The 21259-nt window shown below is 64.2% G+C and carries 22 protein-coding genes; 11 read left to right on the forward strand and 11 right to left on the reverse strand.

Annotated features, from left to right (window positions below; genetic code table 11):
* The first annotated feature begins 12 nt into the window (after positions 1-12).
* Entirely contained in the window at positions 13-870 is an 858-nt protein-coding gene (locus B0T39_RS11615; RefSeq protein ID WP_081546743.1) for a carbohydrate ABC transporter permease, read from the forward strand.
* 19 nt (positions 871-889) lie between these two features.
* Here B0T39_RS11615 and B0T39_RS11620 read toward each other — a convergent pair whose 3' ends face one another.
* From B0T39_RS11620 to hmpA, 3 genes are all read right to left on the reverse strand, one after another.
* The gene (locus B0T39_RS11620; RefSeq protein WP_081546745.1) at positions 890-1747 is read right to left on the reverse strand and encodes an endonuclease; all 858 of its coding nucleotides are present in this window, start codon (positions 1745-1747) and stop codon (positions 890-892) included.
* 98 nt (positions 1748-1845) lie between these two features.
* Entirely contained in the window at positions 1846-2292 is a 447-nt protein-coding gene (locus B0T39_RS11625) for an Rrf2 family transcriptional regulator (protein WP_081546747.1), read from the reverse strand.
* 215 nt (positions 2293-2507) lie between these two features.
* The gene (gene hmpA, locus B0T39_RS11630) at positions 2508-3725 is read right to left on the reverse strand and encodes an NO-inducible flavohemoprotein (RefSeq protein ID WP_081546749.1); all 1218 of its coding nucleotides are present in this window, start codon (positions 3723-3725) and stop codon (positions 2508-2510) included.
* A gap of 249 nt (positions 3726-3974) precedes the next feature.
* Here hmpA and B0T39_RS11635 point away from each other — a divergent pair, with 249 nt between their 5' ends.
* The 7 genes from B0T39_RS11635 (at position 3975) to crcB (ending at position 9442) form a co-directional block, all read left to right on the forward strand.
* On the forward strand, positions 3975-4766 hold the full coding sequence (locus tag B0T39_RS11635; RefSeq protein WP_081546751.1) for an MBL fold metallo-hydrolase: 792 nt from the start codon (positions 3975-3977) through the stop codon (positions 4764-4766).
* The gene (locus B0T39_RS11640) at positions 4759-6144 is read left to right on the forward strand and encodes a hypothetical protein (protein ID WP_081546753.1); all 1386 of its coding nucleotides are present in this window, start codon (positions 4759-4761) and stop codon (positions 6142-6144) included. Before B0T39_RS11635 ends, B0T39_RS11640 begins: the two co-directional genes overlap by 8 nt.
* Positions 6145-6155: 11 nt before the next feature.
* Positions 6156-7214, forward strand: coding sequence for a hypothetical protein (locus tag B0T39_RS11645; RefSeq protein ID WP_081546755.1), 1059 nt, complete (start codon positions 6156-6158; stop codon positions 7212-7214).
* Between the two features lie 18 nt (positions 7215-7232).
* Entirely contained in the window at positions 7233-7787 is a 555-nt protein-coding gene (locus tag B0T39_RS11650; RefSeq protein WP_081546757.1) for a GTP-binding protein, read from the forward strand.
* Positions 7784-8416 (forward strand): hypothetical protein, encoded by a 633-nt coding sequence (locus B0T39_RS11655; protein ID WP_081546759.1) that lies wholly within the window; start codon positions 7784-7786, stop codon positions 8414-8416. Before B0T39_RS11650 ends, B0T39_RS11655 begins: the two co-directional genes overlap by 4 nt.
* Before the next feature lie 50 nt (positions 8417-8466).
* A complete protein-coding gene (locus B0T39_RS11660) occupies positions 8467-8829 on the forward strand; it encodes a roadblock/LC7 domain-containing protein (protein WP_048410238.1) in 363 nt (120 codons plus the stop codon).
* Between the two features lie 223 nt (positions 8830-9052).
* Complete coding sequence (gene crcB, locus B0T39_RS11665) at positions 9053-9442, forward strand: fluoride efflux transporter CrcB (protein WP_081546761.1); 390 nt, start codon at positions 9053-9055, stop codon at positions 9440-9442.
* Positions 9443-9449: 7 nt separating this feature from the next.
* Here the strand turns inward: crcB and pcp are convergent, their stop codons facing one another.
* The 7 genes from pcp to pxpB all read right to left on the reverse strand — a co-directional run bounded on the left by pcp (position 9450) and on the right by pxpB (position 15180).
* Entirely contained in the window at positions 9450-10094 is a 645-nt protein-coding gene (pcp, locus tag B0T39_RS11670) for a pyroglutamyl-peptidase I (RefSeq protein ID WP_081546763.1), read from the reverse strand.
* Entirely contained in the window at positions 10091-11101 is a 1011-nt protein-coding gene (locus tag B0T39_RS11675; RefSeq protein WP_081546765.1) for a DUF2891 domain-containing protein, read from the reverse strand. Before B0T39_RS11675 ends, pcp begins: the two co-directional genes overlap by 4 nt.
* Positions 11102-11110: 9 nt before the next feature.
* A complete protein-coding gene (locus B0T39_RS11680; RefSeq protein ID WP_081546767.1) occupies positions 11111-12097 on the reverse strand; it encodes a DUF979 domain-containing protein in 987 nt (328 codons plus the stop codon).
* Positions 12094-12807 (reverse strand): DUF969 domain-containing protein, encoded by a 714-nt coding sequence (locus B0T39_RS11685; protein WP_081546769.1) that lies wholly within the window; start codon positions 12805-12807, stop codon positions 12094-12096. Before B0T39_RS11685 ends, B0T39_RS11680 begins: the two co-directional genes overlap by 4 nt.
* Positions 12808-12870: 63 nt before the next feature.
* Positions 12871-13608, reverse strand: coding sequence for a 5-oxoprolinase subunit PxpA (gene pxpA, locus B0T39_RS11690; protein ID WP_081546771.1), 738 nt, complete (start codon positions 13606-13608; stop codon positions 12871-12873).
* Positions 13593-14525: a biotin-dependent carboxyltransferase family protein gene (locus B0T39_RS11695; protein ID WP_081546773.1), complete on the reverse strand. Its 933-nt coding sequence runs from the start codon at positions 14523-14525 to the stop codon at positions 13593-13595. The genes pxpA and B0T39_RS11695 overlap by 16 nt, the downstream gene beginning before the upstream one ends.
* Positions 14518-15180 carry a 5-oxoprolinase subunit PxpB gene (pxpB, locus tag B0T39_RS11700; RefSeq protein WP_439896890.1) on the reverse strand — a complete coding sequence of 221 codons (663 nt, stop codon included), beginning with the start codon at positions 15178-15180 and terminating at the stop codon, positions 14518-14520. Before pxpB ends, B0T39_RS11695 begins: the two co-directional genes overlap by 8 nt.
* A 156-nt stretch (positions 15181-15336) precedes the next feature.
* Here pxpB and B0T39_RS11705 point away from each other — a divergent pair, with 156 nt between their 5' ends.
* The 3 genes from B0T39_RS11705 to B0T39_RS11715 all read left to right on the forward strand — a co-directional run bounded on the left by B0T39_RS11705 (position 15337) and on the right by B0T39_RS11715 (position 19629).
* Positions 15337-15846, forward strand: a complete 510-nt coding sequence (locus B0T39_RS11705; RefSeq protein ID WP_081546777.1) for a winged helix DNA-binding protein — start codon at positions 15337-15339, stop codon at positions 15844-15846.
* Between the two features lie 468 nt (positions 15847-16314).
* A complete protein-coding gene (locus B0T39_RS11710) occupies positions 16315-18738 on the forward strand; it encodes a putative bifunctional diguanylate cyclase/phosphodiesterase (RefSeq protein WP_081546779.1) in 2424 nt (807 codons plus the stop codon).
* Positions 18739-18831: 93 nt separating this feature from the next.
* Complete coding sequence (locus B0T39_RS11715) at positions 18832-19629, forward strand: TenA family transcriptional regulator (protein ID WP_081546781.1); 798 nt, start codon at positions 18832-18834, stop codon at positions 19627-19629.
* Positions 19630-19844: 215 nt separating this feature from the next.
* Here B0T39_RS11715 and gltX read toward each other — a convergent pair whose 3' ends face one another.
* A complete protein-coding gene (gene gltX / locus B0T39_RS11720) occupies positions 19845-21230 on the reverse strand; it encodes a glutamate--tRNA ligase (RefSeq protein ID WP_081546783.1) in 1386 nt (461 codons plus the stop codon).
* Positions 21231-21259 lie beyond the last annotated feature (29 nt).

The raw sequence follows: 21259 nt of genomic DNA on the forward strand, positions 1-21259 counted from the left end.
AGGACGCTCGCCATGACCGCAGCCTCAAGCCTACTCGCCCGCCCCGCCCGGCAAGCACGTGCGCGCGCGCTGCGGCGCCTGCCTGACTACCTGCTGCTGCTGGCGCTGGCCTGCGCCGCCTGTTATCCGTTTTGGTGGACGCTGATGATCGCGCTGGGCGACGGCGAGCAAGTGTTCGACTTCCCGCCGCGCTGGCCGGAGCCCTTGTCGCTGACCCACTTTCGCGAAGTCTGGAATCAGATTCCGATGGGACGATTTTTATGGAACTCCGCGCTGATTTCCGGCCTCTCCACCGCTGGCACGCTGCTGGTTTCAAGCTGCGCCGGCTTCGCGCTGGCGCAGCTGCGCTTCCGCGGCCGGCAATGGGTGTTTTACGCCATCATCGCCACTCTGCTGCTGCCCAGCGAAACCAATGTGCTCAGCAATTACGTGACCCTATCCTGGCTGGGGCTGGACGACAGCCGCGCCGGCGTGGCGCTGCCGACATTGGCCGGGGCTTTCGGAATCTTTCTGATGAAGCACGCCTTTGAGGAGATCCCCGAGGAAATCATCGCCGCCGCGCGCATGGACGGCGCCGGCGACTGGCAGCTGTTCTGGCGCATATGCCTGCCGCTGAGCCGGCCCTATCTGGCCACCTTGGCCATCTTCACCCTGGTGTGGTCGTGGAACAGCTATGTCTGGCCCAGCGTGGTGCTGAAGAACCCGGATCTCTACCCGCTGTCAGTGGGCATGCAGTATCTGAAAGGCGCTTTCGCCACCTCCACGCGGATGGTGGCCGCCGGCGCGGTGCTGACCATCGCGCCGGTATTGCTGGTATTTCTGTTTTGCCAGCGCTATTTCATGCGCGGCATGGATGGCGCGGTCAAATAAGGCCGACCGGCCGCGGCGCTCAAGCTCCGCACAGCTCGGCCAAGCGCTGCGGCTCCGCCACCAGGAAATTGCCCTCGCCCTGCAGTTGGACGATGCGCGCGTCGCGACGGCGCTCCCAGGCGTTTACCGGGTACTGGCGCGCCCAGGCGCACATCAGTTGCTGATCCTGCCGGCTCATTCGCAGCTGATAGCGCGCATGCATGTAAAGCGTGATGCGCGCCGCCGCGCCTCGCGCTTCTTCACGCGGCTGGAAGCGTTTGTTGCCGAAATCCGTCACCGACTGGCATTGACCGTACATAGTCGTCGGTTTGCGGCTCCACGCGCCGTAGGCGAAGTTGGCGCGGTCGCCGTTAACCTCGCCCACCGCCGGCACCAGATTGTTCAAATCGCCTTCCGCCATGCGGAATACCGGATCGCTGGCCGCGCAGTTCTTGCGGCCGCCTTGCTGCCAGCATTGACGCTGATGACCCAGATTCCAGGCCGGCACCACGTGCTCCCACTCAATGCGACTGGCGCGGGTTTCCGATTTTCGCGGCACATAGCCGCAGGAAGCCCAATCCACCGCCTTGCCGCGGTAATCGCAGCCGCAATAGAAATCCTGCTCCATGCCGGAGAACACCCGCGGCAATACTTTCTTGGCGTTGGAAAAGTCGCGGTGCCCCACTTGTTTGACGCCGCTGACCAGCTGCGCGGCCTGAACCCGGCCTGGCGCGCCCGTGTCGGCATCTGGCCGCGTCGCCTGTTCCAGCTGGCGCACCACGGCCGCTCCGGCCTTGGCCAGGGTTTTGACTTCCGCGGATTGACTGATTTTGGAAAATTCGGCCGCATCGCAGGCGGCCAACAACAAAATAACGGGGAGGAGGATGGGATAACGCATGGCGGGCAGTGTAAGTACCCGCTGCGTTCACGACAATAAGATCCAAAAAATATTACAAATGATAATACATATAAATTTCAATAAAAATTTCAATGTCATTAATTGGGACGCAAGGGCTGCCGGTGCAGCCGGACGATGGCCTCGCCCGTAGGCGCGGCCATCATGTCGCGCAGCGTATATTGGTCCAGCGTCCGGAAAAACGCCGCCAACGCCTCGTCCAACGCGCCCTTGAGCCTACAGCCCGGCCGCAGCGCGCACGGCGGGTCCGCGCAGTCAATCAGCTGCGACAACCCTTCCAACTCGCGCACCACCTCGCCCACGCGATACTGCTCCGGCGCCCGCGCCAGCGCCAAGCCGCCGCCCTTGCCGCGGCTGGTCTGCAACCAGCCCTGCTGCGCCATGAAGTGGACAACCTTGACCAAGTGGTTGCGCGACACCTCGAAACGGGCGGCGATTTCTGGAATGGTGGCCAACTGCCCCTCTTCCTGCCAGGTCAGATACATCAGCACGCGCAGGCCGAGATCGGTAAAACGGGTCAATTGCATGGTCTTAAAACCTGTTCCAAGCCTAGCGATCAAGCGCGAGACAAGACAAAAATGACTGAAGATGCGGAGTGTACACATGGTACACCAGCATCCTGAAACTGTTTTAAACGCCGTATCGTCGACGCGCGGCAGACATTGAACAGGTTCCAAGGCTCCAGAGACGGAGCCCCACGGAGAGCGCCGCCGGCTCAATGGGAAGCCAGCGGCGCCATGGCTTAAGCGCCGACGGCGTTGGAGCCGAACACTTCGAAATGAACCCGCTCCGCCGCCACGCCCAGGTCCAGCAAGCTGGCGCGCTGCGCCAGCATGAAGCCCACCGGGCCGCACAAATAGTAGTCGGCGTCCGGCAACAGCGTCATTTCACGCAGCTGGCTCAGCTGCAGACGGCCCTGTTGCTGGTAGTCGCGGCCCAGCTCATCTTCCGCGCGCGGCGCTTCATAGCAAACATGGGCGCGCAACTGCGCGTGGCGTTCCTGCATCTGCCGCAAACCGTCGCGCATCGCATGCGCGCCGCCGTGGCGAGCCGCATGCAGGTAGCGGATTTCGCGACGACTGCCGGTTCTCAGCAAATGCCGCAGCATGGACAGCATCGGCGTCTGACCGACGCCGGCGCTGATCAGCACCACCGGGCCGCTGCGCTCTTCATGCAGGAAGAAATCGCCCTGCGGCGCGCTCAGCTCCAGAATGTCTCCCTCCCGTTTTTCCACGTGCAGCAGATTGGACACCCGTCCCGCCGGTTTGCCCTCGCCGCCGTCCTCGCGCTTGACCGAGATGCGCAGATATTCGTCGTTGGGCGAGTCGGACAGGCTGTACTGACGCGGCTGGGCCAGGCCCCATTCCTCGACGAAGCATTTAACCGACACATACTGGCCGGGCCGGAAGCCCGGCACCGCGCCGCCGTCGGCCGGCGCCAGATAGAAGGAAGTGACTTCCTCGCTCTCCGCCACCTTGCGCGCAATACGGAACGGCCGCCAGCCGGCCCAGCCGCCTTCGGCGTTGGCGCTGACGCGGTACAGTTCTCGCTCCTCCGCGATCAAGATATCCGCCAATTGGCCGTAGGCCGCGGCCCAAGCCGCTATCAGCTCCGGCGTCGCCGCCTCGCCCAGCACTTCCTGAATGGAAGCCAGCAAATGCTTGCCGACGATGGGATAGTGCTCGGCGCGAATGCCCAGGCTGACATGCTTGTGCGCCACCCGGGTCAGCACCGGCGCCAACGGCGATGGATCGTCGATGTGCTGGGCATAGGCCAACACCGCCATCGCCAGCGCCTGCTGCTGTTGGCCGGAATGCTGATGTCCCTGGTTGAAGATGTTTTTCAACTCCGGGTTGTGAGTGAACATGCGGCGATAGAAATGGCTGGTCAAAACCAGGCCGTGTTGCTGCAACACCGGAACGGTGGCTTTGACCAGAGCGCGGATTTCGGGACTCAACATGGCGGGCTCCTAAAGATGTGTGCTTGATACATTTTATTGTGGGTAAAAAATGCCGACTCGGTGTCGGTCGGCTTAAAGATGTAAAAATTATACATCTTTATGGCGACGCTGTCACCGCCGCGTAAAAATATTCCTTCCGGGTGAGCTTGACCCAGGTCAAGACCCCAGCCATACCGCTTGCATAATATCTGCGCATTCTTACGGCATAACACGTCCATCCGCGGGCGGGCCAAGCAAACGGGGCGGTTCATGGCATTGGTGCTTTACGACGACGGCAATCACAAATGCGTCGCCTTCACCGAACTGGTGCAAGGCGAAGGCATACAATCCAACCAGTTCGCCATCATCGACCAAGGCGAGGGCATTCTGCTGGATCCGGGCGGCAACCTCACTTACAAACATCTGATCGCGGAACTGGCCGATTACTTCCTGCCCTCGCACACCCGCTACATCTTCGCCTCGCATCAGGACCCGGACATCATCGCCTCGGTGGGCGGCTGGCTGCTGATCACTGACGCCCAAGTGATCATCGCCGAAGAATGGACCCGCTTCCTGCCCCACTTCTGCATGCGCGGGGCCACAGCTGGCCGGCTGGTGGCGATTCCGCCGCGCGGCATGTGGCTGTGGCTGGGCGGCGCGGAGCTGCAAATCGTCCCGGCCCATTACTTGCACACAGTCGGCTTTTTTCAGATCTACGATCCGATCAGCAAGATCCTGTTCTCCGGCGACATCGGCGCCTCCTTGATGGACGGCCACGCGGCCGGCCTGCCGGTCAGCGATTTCGACGCCCACCTGCACGACCGCCACATGCTCGCCTTCCATCGTCGCTATATGTCCAATAACAAGGCCTGTCGGCTATGGGTGGAGATGGTCCGCCAACTGGACATCGAGTGGATCGTACCGCAACACGGCGGCTCCTTTAAGGGCAAGCTCATGGTGAAGCGCTTTCTGGACTGGTTCGAAACTCTGGAATGCGGCACCGACCTGATCGGCCCCGCCGATTTCACGCCGCCGCCCCGCGAGGAGCCGCCTCATGACTGACTGGCTGCCGCAGAATAATTTCGACCTTCTCGCCGGCCTGGGGCTGGCCATGGGTTTGCTCGCCTTGTTGGCCGCGCTGCGCTGGCAAGCCCGCCGCGACCGCGCCGCGCATGCGCGGAATACCGACATCCCGATAGCGGAACCGGAACCTGCGGACGCCAGCGACGCCGAACAGCCCTATCAGGTGGATGAGCTGGATTCGCTCGCCGAGGTCGACATCTTCATCGAGTTCGGTTATCTGGAACAGGCGGCGCAAGCCTTGCGCCATTACGTGGACCGGCTGGCGCCGCACTCCTCCAAGCAGTTGCAGCGCCTGGCCGGCCTCTACCTCAAGACCGGCGCGCTGGACGACTACGCCTTGGTGCTGGAACGTCAGCACGATCTGGCGCTGATCGGGCGGGAAGCGTTGGAACAGGCGGTGGAGGCCGGCCTGCGCGTCGAGCGCAATCACCTGTCCCTGCGCGTGCTGGCGGACCAGAGACTGGGCTGGGGGCCGGAGGCCATCGGCCTGCGCCTGGGCGACGACGCGCCGAACTTGACGGAAGAAACGGCGGAGGAGACAACCGGCGGCCATCCCCCCTCCCGCCCATCCCCGTCGCCATCCACCGCCGCCGAACGGCCGCAAGTCTTGCTGCATGGCTGCGCCCCGCTGTTTCCACTGAACGAAAGAGAGAAAGACGTCATCGCCGCGCTGTTGCCGGCAGAGCGCCGGGCCAGAGTCTGGCTGCGCTGGCAAGAATACGCCGCCGCGACCAGCGCGTTGGAACAGACGCTGGCCTTGCGGCCCCACTCGCTGGCGCATCTGCTGGACCTGCTGCACGTGCATTACCGGCAGCGCCAACTACCGCGCTATGCGCGGACGCTCTGGCGCTTCCACTTGGCGCTGGGCGAACACGGCGTAAGCCTCAAAGAACAATTGATCCACGCGGGCTGGCTGCTCGGCCCCCACCCTGTGCTGGATCTGCTGGCGCAACGCCCCGAACGGCTGGAGCTGGAACGCATAGGCCGCAGTTTCGGCTTCAGCGGCGCGCCCCCTGCCGCCGCGCCTTTGCGCCGGCCGCTGGTCACGCGGCAAACCGCGACGACGGCGACCGAGAGCGTCGACGCGCGCGGCGAGGCCGACGTCTATCTCAGCGAAGGCCAAGTCGATATGGCTATCCAAACCTTGGAACAGGCGGTGCTGAGCCAGCCGGAGGACGCCGCCAACTATCCGCCTTTGCTGCAGCTTTACCGTCGCCAGGACGACTGGGCGCGCTTCCAGTGGCTTTTGCAGCAGCTGCGCTCGCATGTGACGCGGCTGCCGCTGGAGGTCAGCGCGCAGCTGGCCGGTTTCGACGCCGACGCCAACGCCGCCCGTCGGCGCATGCTGGCCGCCTGAGCAAAACGCCCATGCCGCGCTCCACCCCGCCCGCCTCCGATATCGCCGTGCTCGCCGTCGGCATGGACGACCACAAGCTGGCCCTGCTGCGCATGGCTTTTCGCTTGCACCACAGCATAAGCTACCGCTTGCTGGAATCGCCGTGCCAACACTCGCCGGACCTGGCCATCGTCGACATCGACAGCCCCGTCGGCTGGCAAGCCTGGGAGGAATTCCGCCTCCGTCACCCGGCGCTGCCCGCCTTGATCGTCGCCTCGGCGCCGCCGGAACAGGCGCCGGCCCCGACGCTGATCAAACCGCTTCGGGTGGAGTCCCTGTTTCCCCAATTGCAAGCGGCGCTGAGGCCCGCGCCCGTTGCAACACCCGCTCCGGCGACGGGCCCGCTTCCGATGCCTCGGCCCGAACCGACCGCCGCGCCGGCTCCCTCCATGCCGTCAATCTCCATCGCCCGCTTCGATCCCCGCCGAGGCCTGCTCGGCGCGACGACGCGATTGGCGCGCCAGCCGCGGCCTGCGCTGTTGCTGGCCGACGGCCGGCCTCTGCTATGGCTGCGGCCGGACTGCGCGCAAGCGCAATGCCTGCTGCCCGCGGAGCAATTGCGCGAGCTGTGCCGGCAGGATGCACTCGCATTGCAGGCTCAGGCCGCCGGCGCCAGCGCCGGCGTCGTCACCCAGCCGCTGTCCGCGCTGCTATGGCAGCTGGCGATCTGGAGCAGCCAGGGCCGGCTGCCCGCCGGCATCGGCGCGGACACTCCGCTGCGGCTGAGGCAATGGCCCAACCTGACCCGCTTGGCGGCGCTGCCGGACGCGACGCGTCTGAGCGCGCTGCTGACCAAAACGCCCGCCACGCTCCGCATCATCATCCGGCTGCTGCGCGTGGACCCCGAACACGCCTGCACCTTCCTGGCCGCGGCCCATGCTCTGGGCCTGCTGGACTGGCGCAGCGACGCGCCGCCCCTGAAAGTGATATCCAGCGCGCCGGTGCGGCCCGGTTCGACGCCGACCGGAGCCCTTGCCCCAGACGGCGCCGGCTTCCTGTCCCGACTCTTGCAAAAAGTGACCCGCTTGTGAGCCTCACGACCTTCCATCATGCGCAGCCCCGATAACAAAATCCTCTTCGCCGGCCCCGTGGGCGCAGGCAAGACCACCGCCATCGCCGCCATCAGCGACATCGCCCAGATCCGCACCGACGCCAAGGCCAGCGACATGACCCTGCATCGCAAGGACCACACCACGGTAGCGCTGGACTACGGCATGCTGCGCCTGGACGCCGACACCAAGGTCCACCTCTACGGCACCCCCGGCCAGGAACGCTTCGACTTCATGTGGGACATCGTCAGCCGCGGCAGCATAGGTCTGATCCTGCTGCTGGACCATAGCCGCGCCAACCCACTACAGGATCTCAACTTCTTCCTGCGCGCCTTCGAACCGCTGCTGCGCCGCGCGCCGCTGGCGCTGGCGCTGGGCGTCAGCAAGACCGATCTCGCGCCGCTGTCCGCCACCGCCGTCTACGCCGAAGCCCTGGCGGCGCGCGGCTTGAACGCGCCGGTGTTCGAAGTGGACTGCCGCAGCCGCGAAGACATCAAACAGCTGCTGCTGGCGCTGCTGTACTCGATAGACCCGGGCCTGGGAGAACCGCAATGAACGAAGAACTGCGCCTGAGCGGGCCGCTCTATCCGATGGCCACGCCGGCCGGCGCTTTTTACGCCGTCGCCGGAGCCGAAGCCGATCTGACCCGTCGCCTGCTGCTCAACATTCTGCGACTTGGCCATGCGGTGCCGCTGAGCGAACCCTTGCTCAGCGAGTGGTGCGACGACGAGTTGGAGCAGGCGCTGGCCACCCTCTATCGATTGCAACGGTTGGAATTCGTGCACGGCACCGCCGAACCGCGGCCGGCCCCCGCCGGCAATCTGGAAAGTCAGTTGCCGGAGCTTCTGGCGGCTTTGTCCGGCAGCGCTCAGGCCTTGCTGGCCGACGATAACGGCCTCTATTACGCCACCGCCGGCTTCCACCACGAAACCGCCGAGGAAATCGCCGCGCTGGCCGGCGATTTGATGTCCTTGAGCCGTCGGCATCATCTATTGCTCAAGAACCATCTCAATCTGGGCAGCGCCGCCTGGGCCGCGGTGGACCCTGCCGGCCGCAGCCAACTGGCTTTTTACCCCTTGCACGTGGCGCAGCAGGCCTTCGCGCTGATCATAGGCGGCGAGCCGCGGCTGCAAAGCGAAGCCTTTGTCGGCCTGGTGGAGCTGCTGGCACGCCGCTACGCCTGAACCCCGGCCGCGCGGCGGCCGGCGCATTGAACAAAACCCTGGAGAACCCCATGCGTGAACAGATGCTCAAATCCATCCTGAGCGACCTCAACGGCGCGTCCGCCGACATAGAAGCGTCCGCCATCATTTCCGCCGACGGTCTGACCATGGCGGCGCTGCTGCCGCAGGAGGTTGACGAGGATCGGGTCGGCGCGATGGCAGCGGCGATGCTGTCCCTGGGTGAACGCACCGCGCGCGAACTGGCGCGCGGCGGCCTGGAACAAGTGATGGTCAAGGGAGAACACGGCTACATCCTGATGAGCCACGCCAGCCCGGACGCGGTGCTGACCGTGATCGCGCGGCGCGAGGCCAAGCTGGGCCTGATTTTTCTGGACGCCAAGCGCGCGGCGCGCAGCATTGCCGAAATCCTCTAAATAAACGGTTCAATGTCTGTTGCGCGTAGGCGGGCTAGCCAGGCAAAGGCCTTGAAAGCCGCTTCGGAAATGCCCATTCCCTCTTGCGCATTCCGCCTTCTCGGCGGTTTCGCCTTGTCTCGCCCCGACGCGCGAGGCTTTGAACTCGCTCCGGCAAACCGGCCTATACTTGGCGGCGTCTGGCCGGCACAATAGGGTTTTGCTTTCTAGCCAGACCCGCTCCATGTGGAAAACCCTACTCGCCATCTCCGTCGGCGCCGCGCTGGGGGCGCTGCTGCGCTGGGCGCTGGGCGTCAAGCTCAACAGCCTGTGGCCCAGCCTGCCGCCGGGCACGCTGGCCGCCAATCTGGTCGGCGGCTACATCATCGGCCTCGCCGTCGCCTTCTTCGCCAGCGCGCCGGGCGTGTCGCCGCTATGGCGGCTGCTGGTGATCACCGGCTTCTGCGGCGGCCTGACCACCTTCTCCACCTTTTCCGCCGAAGTCGTCTCCCTGCTGCAGCAACAGCGGCTGCTGCCGGCGCTGACCGCCGTCGCCGTCCATGTCTGCGGTTCGCTGCTGGCCACCCTGGCCGGCATCGCCAGCTGGCAGTGGCTGCGCGCGCTCAAAGTGTAATTGCCGCCTAGTGCGTCGCCCCGCCCGTCTCGACAATGTCCTCCGTCGCCGTCAAGGCCGTTTCCAAGGCTAGCCGCAGACCGGCGACGATCATATCCAGGCTCATGCTGGGCGCGCCCGGATGCGCGGCGGCCTGCTCCGGCAAATAGGGAATATGGATGAAGCCGCCGCGCGCAGGCGCGCCGGCCAAGGCGTGCATCAGGCCGTAGAACACATGATTGCAGACAAAGGTGCCTGCGCTCTGCGACACCGTCGCCGGAATGCCGGCGGCGCGCAAGGCTGCCGCCTGGGCCTTGATCGGCAAGGACGAAAAATAAGCGGCAGGCCCTCCCGGCACCACCGGCCGGTCTATCGGCCGCCGGCCGGCGTTGTCCGCGATGCGGGCATCGTCTACATTGATCGCCACCCGTTCCAAAGATAGCTCGGGGCGCCCGCCCGCCTGCCCCACCGCCACGACCAGCGCCGGCCTCAGCGCAGCCATCTCTCCGCGCAAAACGCTCAAGGCCTCGCCAAACACGCAGGGCAGCCGCCTCGCCGCCACCACCGCGCCCGCCAACGGCTCGCCGTCCAGCCGGTTCGCGGCCTCCCATGACGGATTCACACTCTCGCCTCCAAACGGTTCAAAGCCCGTCAACAACACGATCTTGCTCATTCAAGCACTCCCTCGTCCAAAGCCAGCAAAGCGAAAGTCCCCAGCCAATGCTCGCCGGTGTAATGACCGCTGACCACCTGCGGCAGGCCGGCGTCCAAATGCGCCCGCGCGCTTTGGCTCAGCAAAGGCCGCCAAGCGTCGTCCGGCGGCAAGGCCGCCGTCAACTGGCGCAAACACCAGGCGCGGCTCAAATTCAAGCCGATGAGATGGCCGATCTTGGGGTCCGAGCCGTCGCTGACCTTAACCGGACTCAGCAAGGCAGCGCTCCGCGGAAAATCCGGCAGGAAAGCGCGCAGCCAATCGCGAAACGGCTCGGCCGGCAACAGCCGGCTAAGCAACAAAGCCTGGCATAAGCTGGGCGATAGGAAATCGTCGCCACTTGGCTCCAAACGCGTCGGATAATCCGCATCGGCCAGGAAATAACGCCGGGCGGCAGCCTCCAGCGCCTGCGCCAGCTCGGCATCGTCGGCGGCGCGGGCGTAGTCCAGGCTCAGCAACAAGGCAAAGGCGGTGTTGGCGTGCCCGCCGCTGCGGGTCGGATAGTCCTGCAAAGGTAGAAACGTCAGCCAGCGCTGGCGGATCAAAGTCAGCAGCGGCCGCATCGCCGCGCGCCATTGCCCAGCTTGAGACGCATCCCAAGCCTCAAGCTCTTGCGCCAGGGCCAGCAACCAGGCCCAGCCATAAGGCCGCTCATAGCTTGTACGGCCCGGGGCGGCGAAGTAGTCCGCCTCCGCCTGGAAAGCCTGCGGCGAAAAATGGCTGGCGAACAGAGCGACGATATCAGCCTGCTCCGGCAAGCTTGGAAAACGACGAGCCAGCCGCGCCAGCAGCCAGAAGCCGTGCACGGCGGAGTGCCAGTCGTAGCAACCGTAGAACACCGGGTGCAAATCACGCGGCGCGCGCGCGTCCTCTGGCCCGTTCAGCAGATGGCTCAGAAAGTTCGGATACTCCCGAACCAGCCCGGCCAGCGGCAGCGCCGCCAGCCTGGATGCTTGTTGCGGATTCATGCTGTCTCCTCAACGGAACACGATGAAATACATCAATAGGATATTCACGCCCAGCAAGGCCAGCGCAGTGGGGATCTGAGTCTTGATCACCAGGTATCTGTCCTTCAACTCCAGCAAGGCTGCCGGCACAATATTGAAATTGGCCGCCATCGGCGTCATCAACGTGCCGCAATAGCCGGAATACATGCCGATAGCCACCAACGGCGCCGCGTCGGCATGCTGACCGACAATCAGGAAAGGCAGCGCGATGCCGGCGGTCATCACCGGAAATGCGGCGAAGGCGTTGCCCATGATCATGGTGAACAGCGCCATGCCGATACAGTAGATCGCCACTAGCAAGAAGCGGTTGCCTGGATCGACGAACAGGCTCACCACCTCTTGTACCGCCAGGCCGGTCTTGGCGGCGACGAACACCCCGCCCAGCATCGCCAGCATCTGCGGCAGGATGGCCGCCCAGCCAATAGCGTCCACCAGGCGGCGCGATTCGCGCACCGCCTGCAGCGGGGTACCACCGGTCAGCTTCCAGCCCAGCAACACCGCGCAGACGCAGGCCACCGCCAAGGCGGCCAGGGTCAAATGCTTCTGATCCAACAAGGCCGCGCCGCCAATCCCGACACCCTTAAGCAAAACAGTACAAGCCACAGTCAACAGCGGAATCAACAAGGCGGGCAGGAAAACCTTGTTACCCAGGCGGCTGGCGGCCTCCCGCCGCTGCTGATCGCTGCTTTGGCTATAACTGCCTGGCGCCAGCAGACCGGCGCCGGCCAGCAGGGCGAGCGCAATCACGATGAGGCCCACCAGGCGATAAGTCATCGCTTTGCCCAGAACCGCCGTCATCAAGTCGCCGAACAAAAAGGTGGAGCCGAACAAGAACCAGAACAAGGCGGTGGTATAGCGCTTGGGATTGCCGCGGTCGCGCAGCGTCATGCCCACCAACAGCATCACCACGATGCCGATCAGATAATAAATATCATTGATGCTGAACCATGCCTTCATACCGCAGCCTCCTGTTTAGCGCGCCAAGCGGCGATATCGCGCTGCAGCCCGGCGTCAAGCCGCGCCAGCCGCGCCATGTGGATGATCAACGCGCTGACGGCGGTGGGAATCGCCCACAGGCCGATGTGCAGCGGTTCGATATTGGCGATGCCGTTTTCCTTGAGGAAGGCGTCCATCAACAAGACCGCGCCGAAGGCGATGAAAATATCCTCGCCGAAAAACACCGCGATATTGTCGCAGGCGGCCGCATGGGCGCGGATGCGGTCGCGCAAGACCTGCGGCAGCTCTCCCAACTGGTTGGCCGCGGCGCCCTCGGCCATCGGCGCCAGCAAGGGGCGCACGGTTTGGGCATGGCCGCCCAGATTGATCAAGCCCAGCGCGGCGGTCAGCTCGCGCACCACGAAGTACAACATCAGAATGCGCGCGGTGGTGGCGCTCCTGATGCCCGCTATCCATTGCTGCGCTCGTTCTTTCAGACCATAGCGCTCCAACAGGCCGATCACCGGCAAGATCAGAATGAAGGTGGCCAATTGACGGCTATTGAGGAATTTCTCGCCGAAGGTTTCCAACAGCGCGCCCAAATCCATGCCGACCGCCAAACCGGTCGCCAGGCCGGCGGCGGTAACCACCAGCAGCGGATTGAAGCGCAAGGCGAAGCCCGCCACAACGACGGGAATGCCCACCAGGGGCAGATAGGATGCAAGATCCATGCAGTTTCTCCTTTGTATGATGGAAATGGCCGCCTACGGACGGCTCTAGTTTCCGGGTAAGGCTCACAAAGCAACGATGCGCACGCCCTCCTGTTCCAAGCGCCGACGCAGCAGCCGCGCGAACTCCAGCGCGTGCGCGCCGTCTCCGTGCAGGCAAACGCTATCGGCGCGAATCTCCAGCGCCCCGCCGTCCAGGCAGGCCACTCGCCCGCGCAACACCAGCTCCAGGGTCTGGCGCAAAGCCTGCTCCGCGTCCTCGATCACCGCTCCCGGCATTCCGCGCGGCGCCAGGCTGCCGTCGGCCAGATAGGCGCGGTCGGCGAACACTTCTTCTACCGCTTGCAAGCCGTGACGCCGCGCGGCGCGGCCTGACTCCCCGCCGGCCAAACCCACCAACCGCAGTTCAGGATCGAAATCCTTCACCGCGCGGGCGATGGCGTCGGCCAGCGCCGGATCGCGCGCCGCCTGGTTGTACAGCGCGCCGTGCGGCTTGACGTGGCGCAGCCGCGTTCCTGCGGCCCGAGCCATGGCTCCCAGCGCGCCCACTTGGTAGAGCACGTCCTGATACACCTGTTCCGGCGCGCGCTGCATCGTCCTGCGGCCAAAATGCTCGCGGTCGGGAAAGCCAGGGTGAGCGCCCATCGCCACCCCGCGTCGCGTCGCGTCCCGCACCGCCCGCCACATGGTTTCAGCATCACCCGCATGCCAGCCGCAGGCGATGTTCACCGAGCTGACCTGGTCCATGATCGCCGCGTCGTCGCCGCAACCCTCGCCGATGTCGGCGTTCAAATCGATCTGCATGTCTGACTCCAATCCTGTCCCTGCAACCACTGGCGCAGGCGCAAACGCGCCGCCGCCGCCTGTTGCGCGTCCACCATCTCGAAACGCAGCTTGGCCCCCGGCCGCGCCTGCGCCAGTTTCCATAAATCCGCTTCAATCACGCAGGCGATGCGCGGGTAGCCTCCCGTCGCCTGCGCGTCCGCCAGCAAAACAATGGGCTGGCCGCCCGGCGGCGCCTGCACCACGCCGGGCAATACCCCGTGGGACGGCAAATCCCCGGCGGTCTCCCGCGCCAGGGCCTCGCCCTGCAAGCGGTAAGCCATGCGATTGCTCTGGGCGGACACCGTCCACTCGCTCTCGCTGAACGCCTGCCGCGCCGCGCGGGCGAACTGCTGCCACTCCGGACCCGGCAAGGCGCGCAACACCGGCGACCAGCCGAGATTGCGCCGGCCCAGCCGGCCGGACAGCGCAAGCGCCGGTCCCAATGGCAACTGGTCCCCCGCCTCCAACGCCCGCCCCATCCAGCCGCCCAGACCCGCTTGCAAGTCAGTGGCGCGCGCGCCCAAAACCAGAGGCGCGTCGATGCCGCCGGCCAAGGCGAGATAAGCCCGCATGCCGTGGCGGCAGCCACGCAACAGCAAATGCTGACCCGCGCGGGCCGGATAGCGCCAACCGCTCCATACCGGCTCGCCGTCCAACTCCGCCCCAAAGTCCGCCCCCATCAAGGCGAACCAGCCATCGCGCAGAAACCGGATGCCAAACGGGCCCAAAGCCACCTCGATGCCGGCCGCGTCCGCGGCATTGCCCAACAGACGGTTGGCCATGATCAGCGCCGGCGCGTCCAGCGCTCCGCCCTGCGCCACGCCGAGATGGCGCAAACCACGCCGACCCAAATCCTGCACCGTGCTTTGAATGCCGGCCTGCGTAATTTCAATCATCTCCGCCCTCCTGCGGCACAAAGCGCACGCAGTCGCCCGGCAGCAACAGGGACGGCTCCGCGCGCCGCGAATCAAACAATGTCAGATGAGTTCGGCCGATGATCTGCCAGCCGCCGGGGCTGGTCGCCGGATAGATGCCGGTCTGCCCACCGCCAATGCCCACCGAACCGGCCGGCACCGCCAACCTGGGCTCTGCGCGCCGCGGCGTGGCCAAACGCTCGGGCAATCCGCCCATATAGGCAAAACCGGGCTGAAAACCGAGGAAGTACACCACGTAGTCCGCCGAAGCGTGCGCGGCGACCACTTCCGCTTCGCTCAGGCCGGCATGCACCGCCACCGCGGCCAGGTCCGGACCGTGACGACCACCGTAGCGCACCGGCACCTCTACCCGCCGCAAGCGCGGCTCGGCCTCTTGCGCTTCTGCCCAGCCGCGGCGCAAGCGTCCCAGCCAGGCTTCGCCGTCGCCGGCGTCCGGATCGAAGATCAGGGTGAGATTGTTCATGCCGGGCACCACCTCGATCAGCCCGGGCGCGCCCGTCAAGGTTTGCGCCAGCCACCAGATGCGTCGCTGACACGCCAGATCGGCCGGCCTAACGCTTTCCAAGACAGCGGCCCGCTCGCCCAGCAGGTAATAGCGCATTGAGTTCGATGCCAAACCATTCTCCATTTGCAGCCGCCCGTCTCGCGGGGCGTATATTTATTATTTTGCAGATAAAACGTCTATAAATTATTTGTATTTATTGGCCATGTCCAGCGCAAATGACGTTTTGCTATACTGGCCGGCCAAGCCACTTCGTCTCCAGGCCCGTCCATGAACGCTCAACGCAACATTGTCTCCTCATCGCACTTGGTCTCCGAGCGTTGCGCCGAACTATCCGAGTTCGAATTCGGCTTGATCGTGGCCAACAACGCTTTCAATCGCTGGATGATCCGCTGCATGGCGGCCGCGGGAGAGACCGATATGACCGCGATGGAAGTGTCGCTGCTGCATCACGTCAACCACCGCGGCCGCAGCAAGAAATTGGCGGATATCTGCTTCGTGCTGAATATAGAAGACACGCATGTGGTGTCCTACGCGCTGAAAAAGCTGGTGAAGATGGGCTATGTCGGCAGCGAAAAAGTGGGCAAGGAAGCTTTGTTCGCCACTACCCAGGCCGGCGTCGAACTGTGCCAGCGCTACCGCGACGTGCGCGAGCAATGCCTGATCAACGCGCTGATCGACAACGGCGGCCAGCAGGCCGATATCGGCGACAACGCGCAATTGCTGCGCATGCTGGCCAGCTTGTACGACCAGGCCTCGCGCGACGCCGCCTCTATGTAAGCGCTTGTTGATTTTCGATTCGCCGCGCGTGGAGAAAACCTCGCGCGGCGAGCGTGGCCCAAGCTTGCCCCGCCAACTTTGGCGAACGACGTTCTTTCCACCGGCCCCGTCGCGTCGCGCCGGCGATTGCCAGCGCAGTGCTCCTCCCGCAGCGCCAGGCGCAAATACAATCAAGCCAACGGCAAGCCCGGAGAAATTAGGCTATTCATTTATTATCAAACCTCCTCATCTAAAATAAACATTCGATATAGTTGTCAAAAACATTGAATAATTTCGAATGGGATGATAAAAACGCGATACACCAGCACTTAGACCGGTGAACTTCCGCCCGTCGGCGGGCACGCCGCGACAGGCAGGCTCCGAATTCAACCGCGGCGCCGGCTCGCCGCTCGTGCCAGAGACGTCGGCGTCGGCGCTTGATGGGGACCATTAGCCGCATAGTTACCATATTCATCAGCCGGAACCGCCATGAGGTCGAATACCGCCAACCGACAGTTGCTCTTTGTCGTGCTGCCCTTCCTGCTCATCGTCGTCATGCAGGTGGCGCTAAGCGCGTTCAGCCTCTATGTGGTTTCCACCGCCCGAGCCTATGTGGCGGGGGAAGGCTTGTGGTCGAAAGCGCAGAAGGACTCCATCTACCACTTAACCCGCTACGCCCAGACCGGATCCGACCACGATTTCCAACGCTACCGGCTAGCGATCTCCATCCAGTTGGGTGACCACCGGGCCCGGCTGGCGCTGGATCGCAAGCCGCCGGACCTGGGCACCGCGCGCCAAGGCTTCCTGGACGGCGGCAACCATCCCGACGACATTGACAACATTATCCGAGCCTATTTGTGGTTTCACCACATCAGCTACCTGGCCGAAGCCATCCGCTATTGGAAAATCGGCGATTACTACCTCCAGGAAATTCAGACCATAGGCGAGCAGTTGCGCCAGGGCTACGCCGACGGCTCCTTGAGCCAGGCGGACAAAGCCGCCCTCACTTCTCAGATCGCCGAAATCAACGAAGCGGTGAAAGCGCCTGCCCAAGGCTTTTCCCGCGTACTGGGCAACGCCTCCCGCGAGGTAAGCCAGGCGGTCTGGAGCGCCAACCTGATCGCCGGAATGCTGCTGGTGCTTCTGACCATTTTGCAGATCCGCCGGCTGATCCAGGCTTCGGACAATTACAAAGCCGCCTTGCAAGCGGAGCAACAACGCGCCGAGATCACGCTTCAATCGATAGGCGACGCCGTGATCACCCTGAACATGCAGGGCGCGGTGATCTATCTGAACCACAGCGCCAAGCGCATGCTGAGCCACATAGAGACGGAAAGCCTGGGCCTGCACTTCGACGAACTGCTCAGCCTGATCAAACAAGGGCAAGAAACCGACAGCGCGCTGAGCTTCGCCGAGCTTTGCCGCCAGGACGAAACCAGCCGCACCTACCCCAAGCTGAACATGCTTCGCCACAACGCGATTCCGCTGCAGGTCAGCCTGGTGGCCGCGCCGATTCGCGACCGCCACGGCGAGCAATACGGCATCGTGCTGGTGCTGCACGACAACACCTCGGAGCAGCAATACATCAACGAACTGTCCTGGCAGGCCAGCCACGACGCGCTGACCGGCCTGGTCAACCGCAGGGAGTTCGAAACCCGCGCCATCAAGGCGATCAAGCAACTGGGCCAGGCCGAGGCGTCGCTGGCGCTGATGTTCATCGACCTGGACCAATTCAAACTGATCAACGACACCTACGGCCACGCCGCCGGCGACGAACTCCTGTGCCAGATCAGCCGCTCGGTGGCGCGGCGCCTGCGCGCTTCAGACACGCTGGCGCGGCTGGGCGGCGACGAATTCGGCGTCTTGCTCGGCAACAGCTCGGTCGAATCCGCCATCGCCAAGGCCAATAATCTGCGCCAGGCCATCATGGAATGCAGCTTCCAGTGGGAAGGAAACCAATTTTCCATCAGCGCCAGCATCGGCCTGGTCTGCGTATCCGACGCCGACACCTCGCTGGCCGAGGTGATGCGTTCGGCCGACATCGCCTGCTATATGGCCAAGGAAAAAGGCCGCAACCGCATCCAACTGCACATCCCTCACAATTCCGAAGTGTCGGCGCGCTTTCACGAGATGGACTGGGTGCAGCGGCTGCGCCAAGCCCTGCGCGACGACAGCTTCACCCTGTACGCTCAGGACATCGTCCCGCTGGCGGCCCATCCGGAAAGCGGCCGCTATGTCGAGGTGCTGCTGCGCCTCAACGCCGACGACGGCAGCCAGGTGCCCCCGGGCTTGTTCGTGCCGATCGCGGAGCGTTACGGCCTGATGACCGAAATCGACCGCATCGTGGTGGAGAAAGTATTCCAGGAACTGGCGCTGCTGCGCCGCGCCGGCAATCAGGACATTAGGCACTGCGCAATCAATCTGTCCGGTTCCACCTTGTGCGACGATGGTTTCCTCGCCTTCGTGCAGCAGCAGTTTCAACGCAGCGGGGTGCCTCCGGAACTGATCTGCTTCGAGATCACAGAAACCAACGCCATCGCCAACCTGGAGGCCGCGCAGCGGCTAATCCACGAACTACGCCGAATCGGCTGCCTGTTCTCGCTGGACGATTTTGGAACCGGCATGTCCTCCTTCGCCTACCTGAAGCACTTGCCGGTGGACTTTCTGAAAGTCGACGGCAGCTTCGTCCGCGAGATGGCGACGGACCCGATAGACCACGCCATGGTGGAGATGATCAATCACATCGGCCACGTCACCGGCAAGCGCACCATCGCCGAATTCGTAGACACGCCCGAGATCGTGGCCGAGTTGCGCAAACTGGGCGTGGACTACGCCCAGGGCTTCCACCTGAGCCGGCCGGAACCCTTCGGCTTCAGCCATGCGCGCGGCGACCGCCGAATGCGACAGCAATAGGCTACCGGCCTGGTTCTCAGGCCGGATCAGGGCGGCCGGGAGGCCGTCGCGTCTGGCCGGCTTGGCCCGGCCTTGCTTCTAAGGAAAGGGGACATGATGAGTAAAGAGATCGGTTTTGTCAGGAGCGGCCCGCTGATGGACCTCCACAGCTATCCGGAATGGACAAGGGAGCTGGTGCGTCACTGCGACGCCTTCAAACGCCAGGTGGTGGAACACGAACTGTTCCGGCAGATGCGCGACGGCGTGCTGCCCAACGCCGTCCACCAAGCTTTTCTGCGCGGTGGTTGGCCGGTGATCGAACAGTTTCCGCAATATATGGCCAAGAACCTGCTGAAAGTGCGCTACGGTCAGCATCGCGGCCACGATATGGCGCGCCGCTACCTGATCCGCAACATCCGAGTGGAGCAAAACCACGCCGACCACTGGGTGCAATGGGCCCTCGCATCCGGCGTGGACATCGACAGTCTGCTGCGCAACCCCCAGGCGCTGGAAACGCTGAGTCTCAGCCACTGGTGCCATCAGATCTGCGAGCGTGAATCGCTGGAGGTGGCGATGGCGGCCACCAATTACGCAATAGAAGGCGCCACCGGAGAATGGTGCGCCGCCGTCTGCTCCAAGGAGGATTACGCCCGGCAGTTTCCCAAGGAGAAGCGCGCCAAGGCGATGAAGTGGCTGGCACTGCACGCGCATTACGACGACGAGCACCCCTGGGAGGCGTTGGAAATCATCGTCACTTTGGTGGGTGAAGACCCAAGCTCGCGGCAAGTGGCGGAACTGCGTCACGCGATCTGTCAGAGCCATCGCTACATGCGCCTGCTGCTGGATCATTACATGAGCCAGCCCGCCCCGGAGATTTGCGCGCGCCCCTGCGCGGAACCGGCGCTGGCCTGACAGCCTGTTCAAAGCCTCGCGAGCACAGGACGGAAGGCTTTGGGGCTGAAAAGGCGGAACGCGCAGAACCGGCGCAAACATCCCGCAACCGTACTCGCCGAGCACAGCCGCCCCTCCACGCAGCAGGCAATGAATTGATACAGAGCCCGCCGTAAAACAAACCGCCCCGCAAGCCAAAACTTGCGGGGCGGTTTGCGTTGACGCTGCGAGCCGGCTTAGCCGCGCAGGCGGCGCAGCACTTCGTCCTTGCCGATCAAGGCCAGCACCGCGTCCACCGACGGGGTCTGCGTGGTGCCGCACACCAGCACGCGCAACGGCATGCCCAACTGCCCCATCTTGATGCCCTCTTCAGCGCAGAAAGGCTTGAACAGCTCGTGGATGGCTTCCGCGGACCAGGTGTCCAAACCCGCCAGCTTGTCGGCGAAACGACCCATGCGCGCCACGCTGTCGTCGGACAGATGCTTGTCCACGTCGGCCGCGGAGGCTTCCCGCTTGCGATAGAAATAGTCCACTTCCAACGCCAGCGCGTTTAAATCCTGCACCCGCTCCTTGACCAGAGCGATCACCTCTTCGATGGCGGGCCCGCCGGACAGCTCGACGCCGGCGGCGGCCAAACGCGGCGCGATCAGCTCGGCCAGGCGGCCGTTGTCCGCGCTCTTGATATGCTGAGCGTTCAGCCACATGAATTTTTCGTGGTTGAAACGGCTGGCGGACGCGCTCACCGCCTCCAGGCTGAACCACTCGACGAACTGCTCCATGGAGAAGAACTCGTCGTCGCCGTGGCCCCAGCCCAGGCGCGCCAGGTAGTTAAGCAGCGCTTCCGGCAAGATGCCCTTGTCGGCGTAGTCCACCACGCTGACCGCGTCGCGGCGCTTGGACATCTTCTGGCCGTCCTCGTTGAGAATCATGGGCAGATGGCCGTACACCGGCAGCGGCGCGTTCAAGGCCTTCAGGATATTGATCTGGCGCGGAGTATTGTTGACGTGGTCGTCACCGCGGATCACATGGGTGATCTGCATGTCCCAGTCATCCACCACCACGCAGAAGTTATAGGTCGGGCTGCCGTCCGGGCGGGCGATGATCAGATCGTCCAGTTCCTGATTGGCGATCTCGATGCGGCCCTTGACCGCGTCGTCCCAGGCCACCACGCCGTCCAGCGGGGTCTTGAAGCGCACCACCGGAGTCACGTCCGCGGGGATGGTCGGCAAGGTCTTGCCGGCTTCCGGGCGCCAGCGACGGTCGTAGCGCGGCTTTTCCCCGCGCGCTTCTTGCTCCGCGCGCATCGCTTCCAGCTCGTCCTTGCTGCAATAGCACAGGTAGGCGTGGCCGGAGTCCAGCAGTTGCCGAATCACGTCCTTGTAACGGTCGAAGCGATGGGTCTGGTAGAACGGGCCTTCGTCGTAGTCCAGGCCCACCCAGTGCATGCCGTCCAAAATCGCCTTCACCGACTCCGGCGTCGAACGCTCCAGATCGGTGTCCTCGATGCGCAGCACGAACACGCCCTTGTTCTTGCGGGCGTAGGCCCAGGAAAACAGCGCGGTGCGCACGCCGCCGATATGCAGATAACCGGTGGGACTGGGAGCGAAACGGGTACGGATCATGGTGATTCAGGCTCGAAAACGTAAAACGG

The sequence above is a fragment of the Chromobacterium haemolyticum genome (genome assembly GCF_002081825.1).
GTDB lineage: Bacteria > Pseudomonadota > Gammaproteobacteria > Burkholderiales > Chromobacteriaceae > Chromobacterium > Chromobacterium fluminis.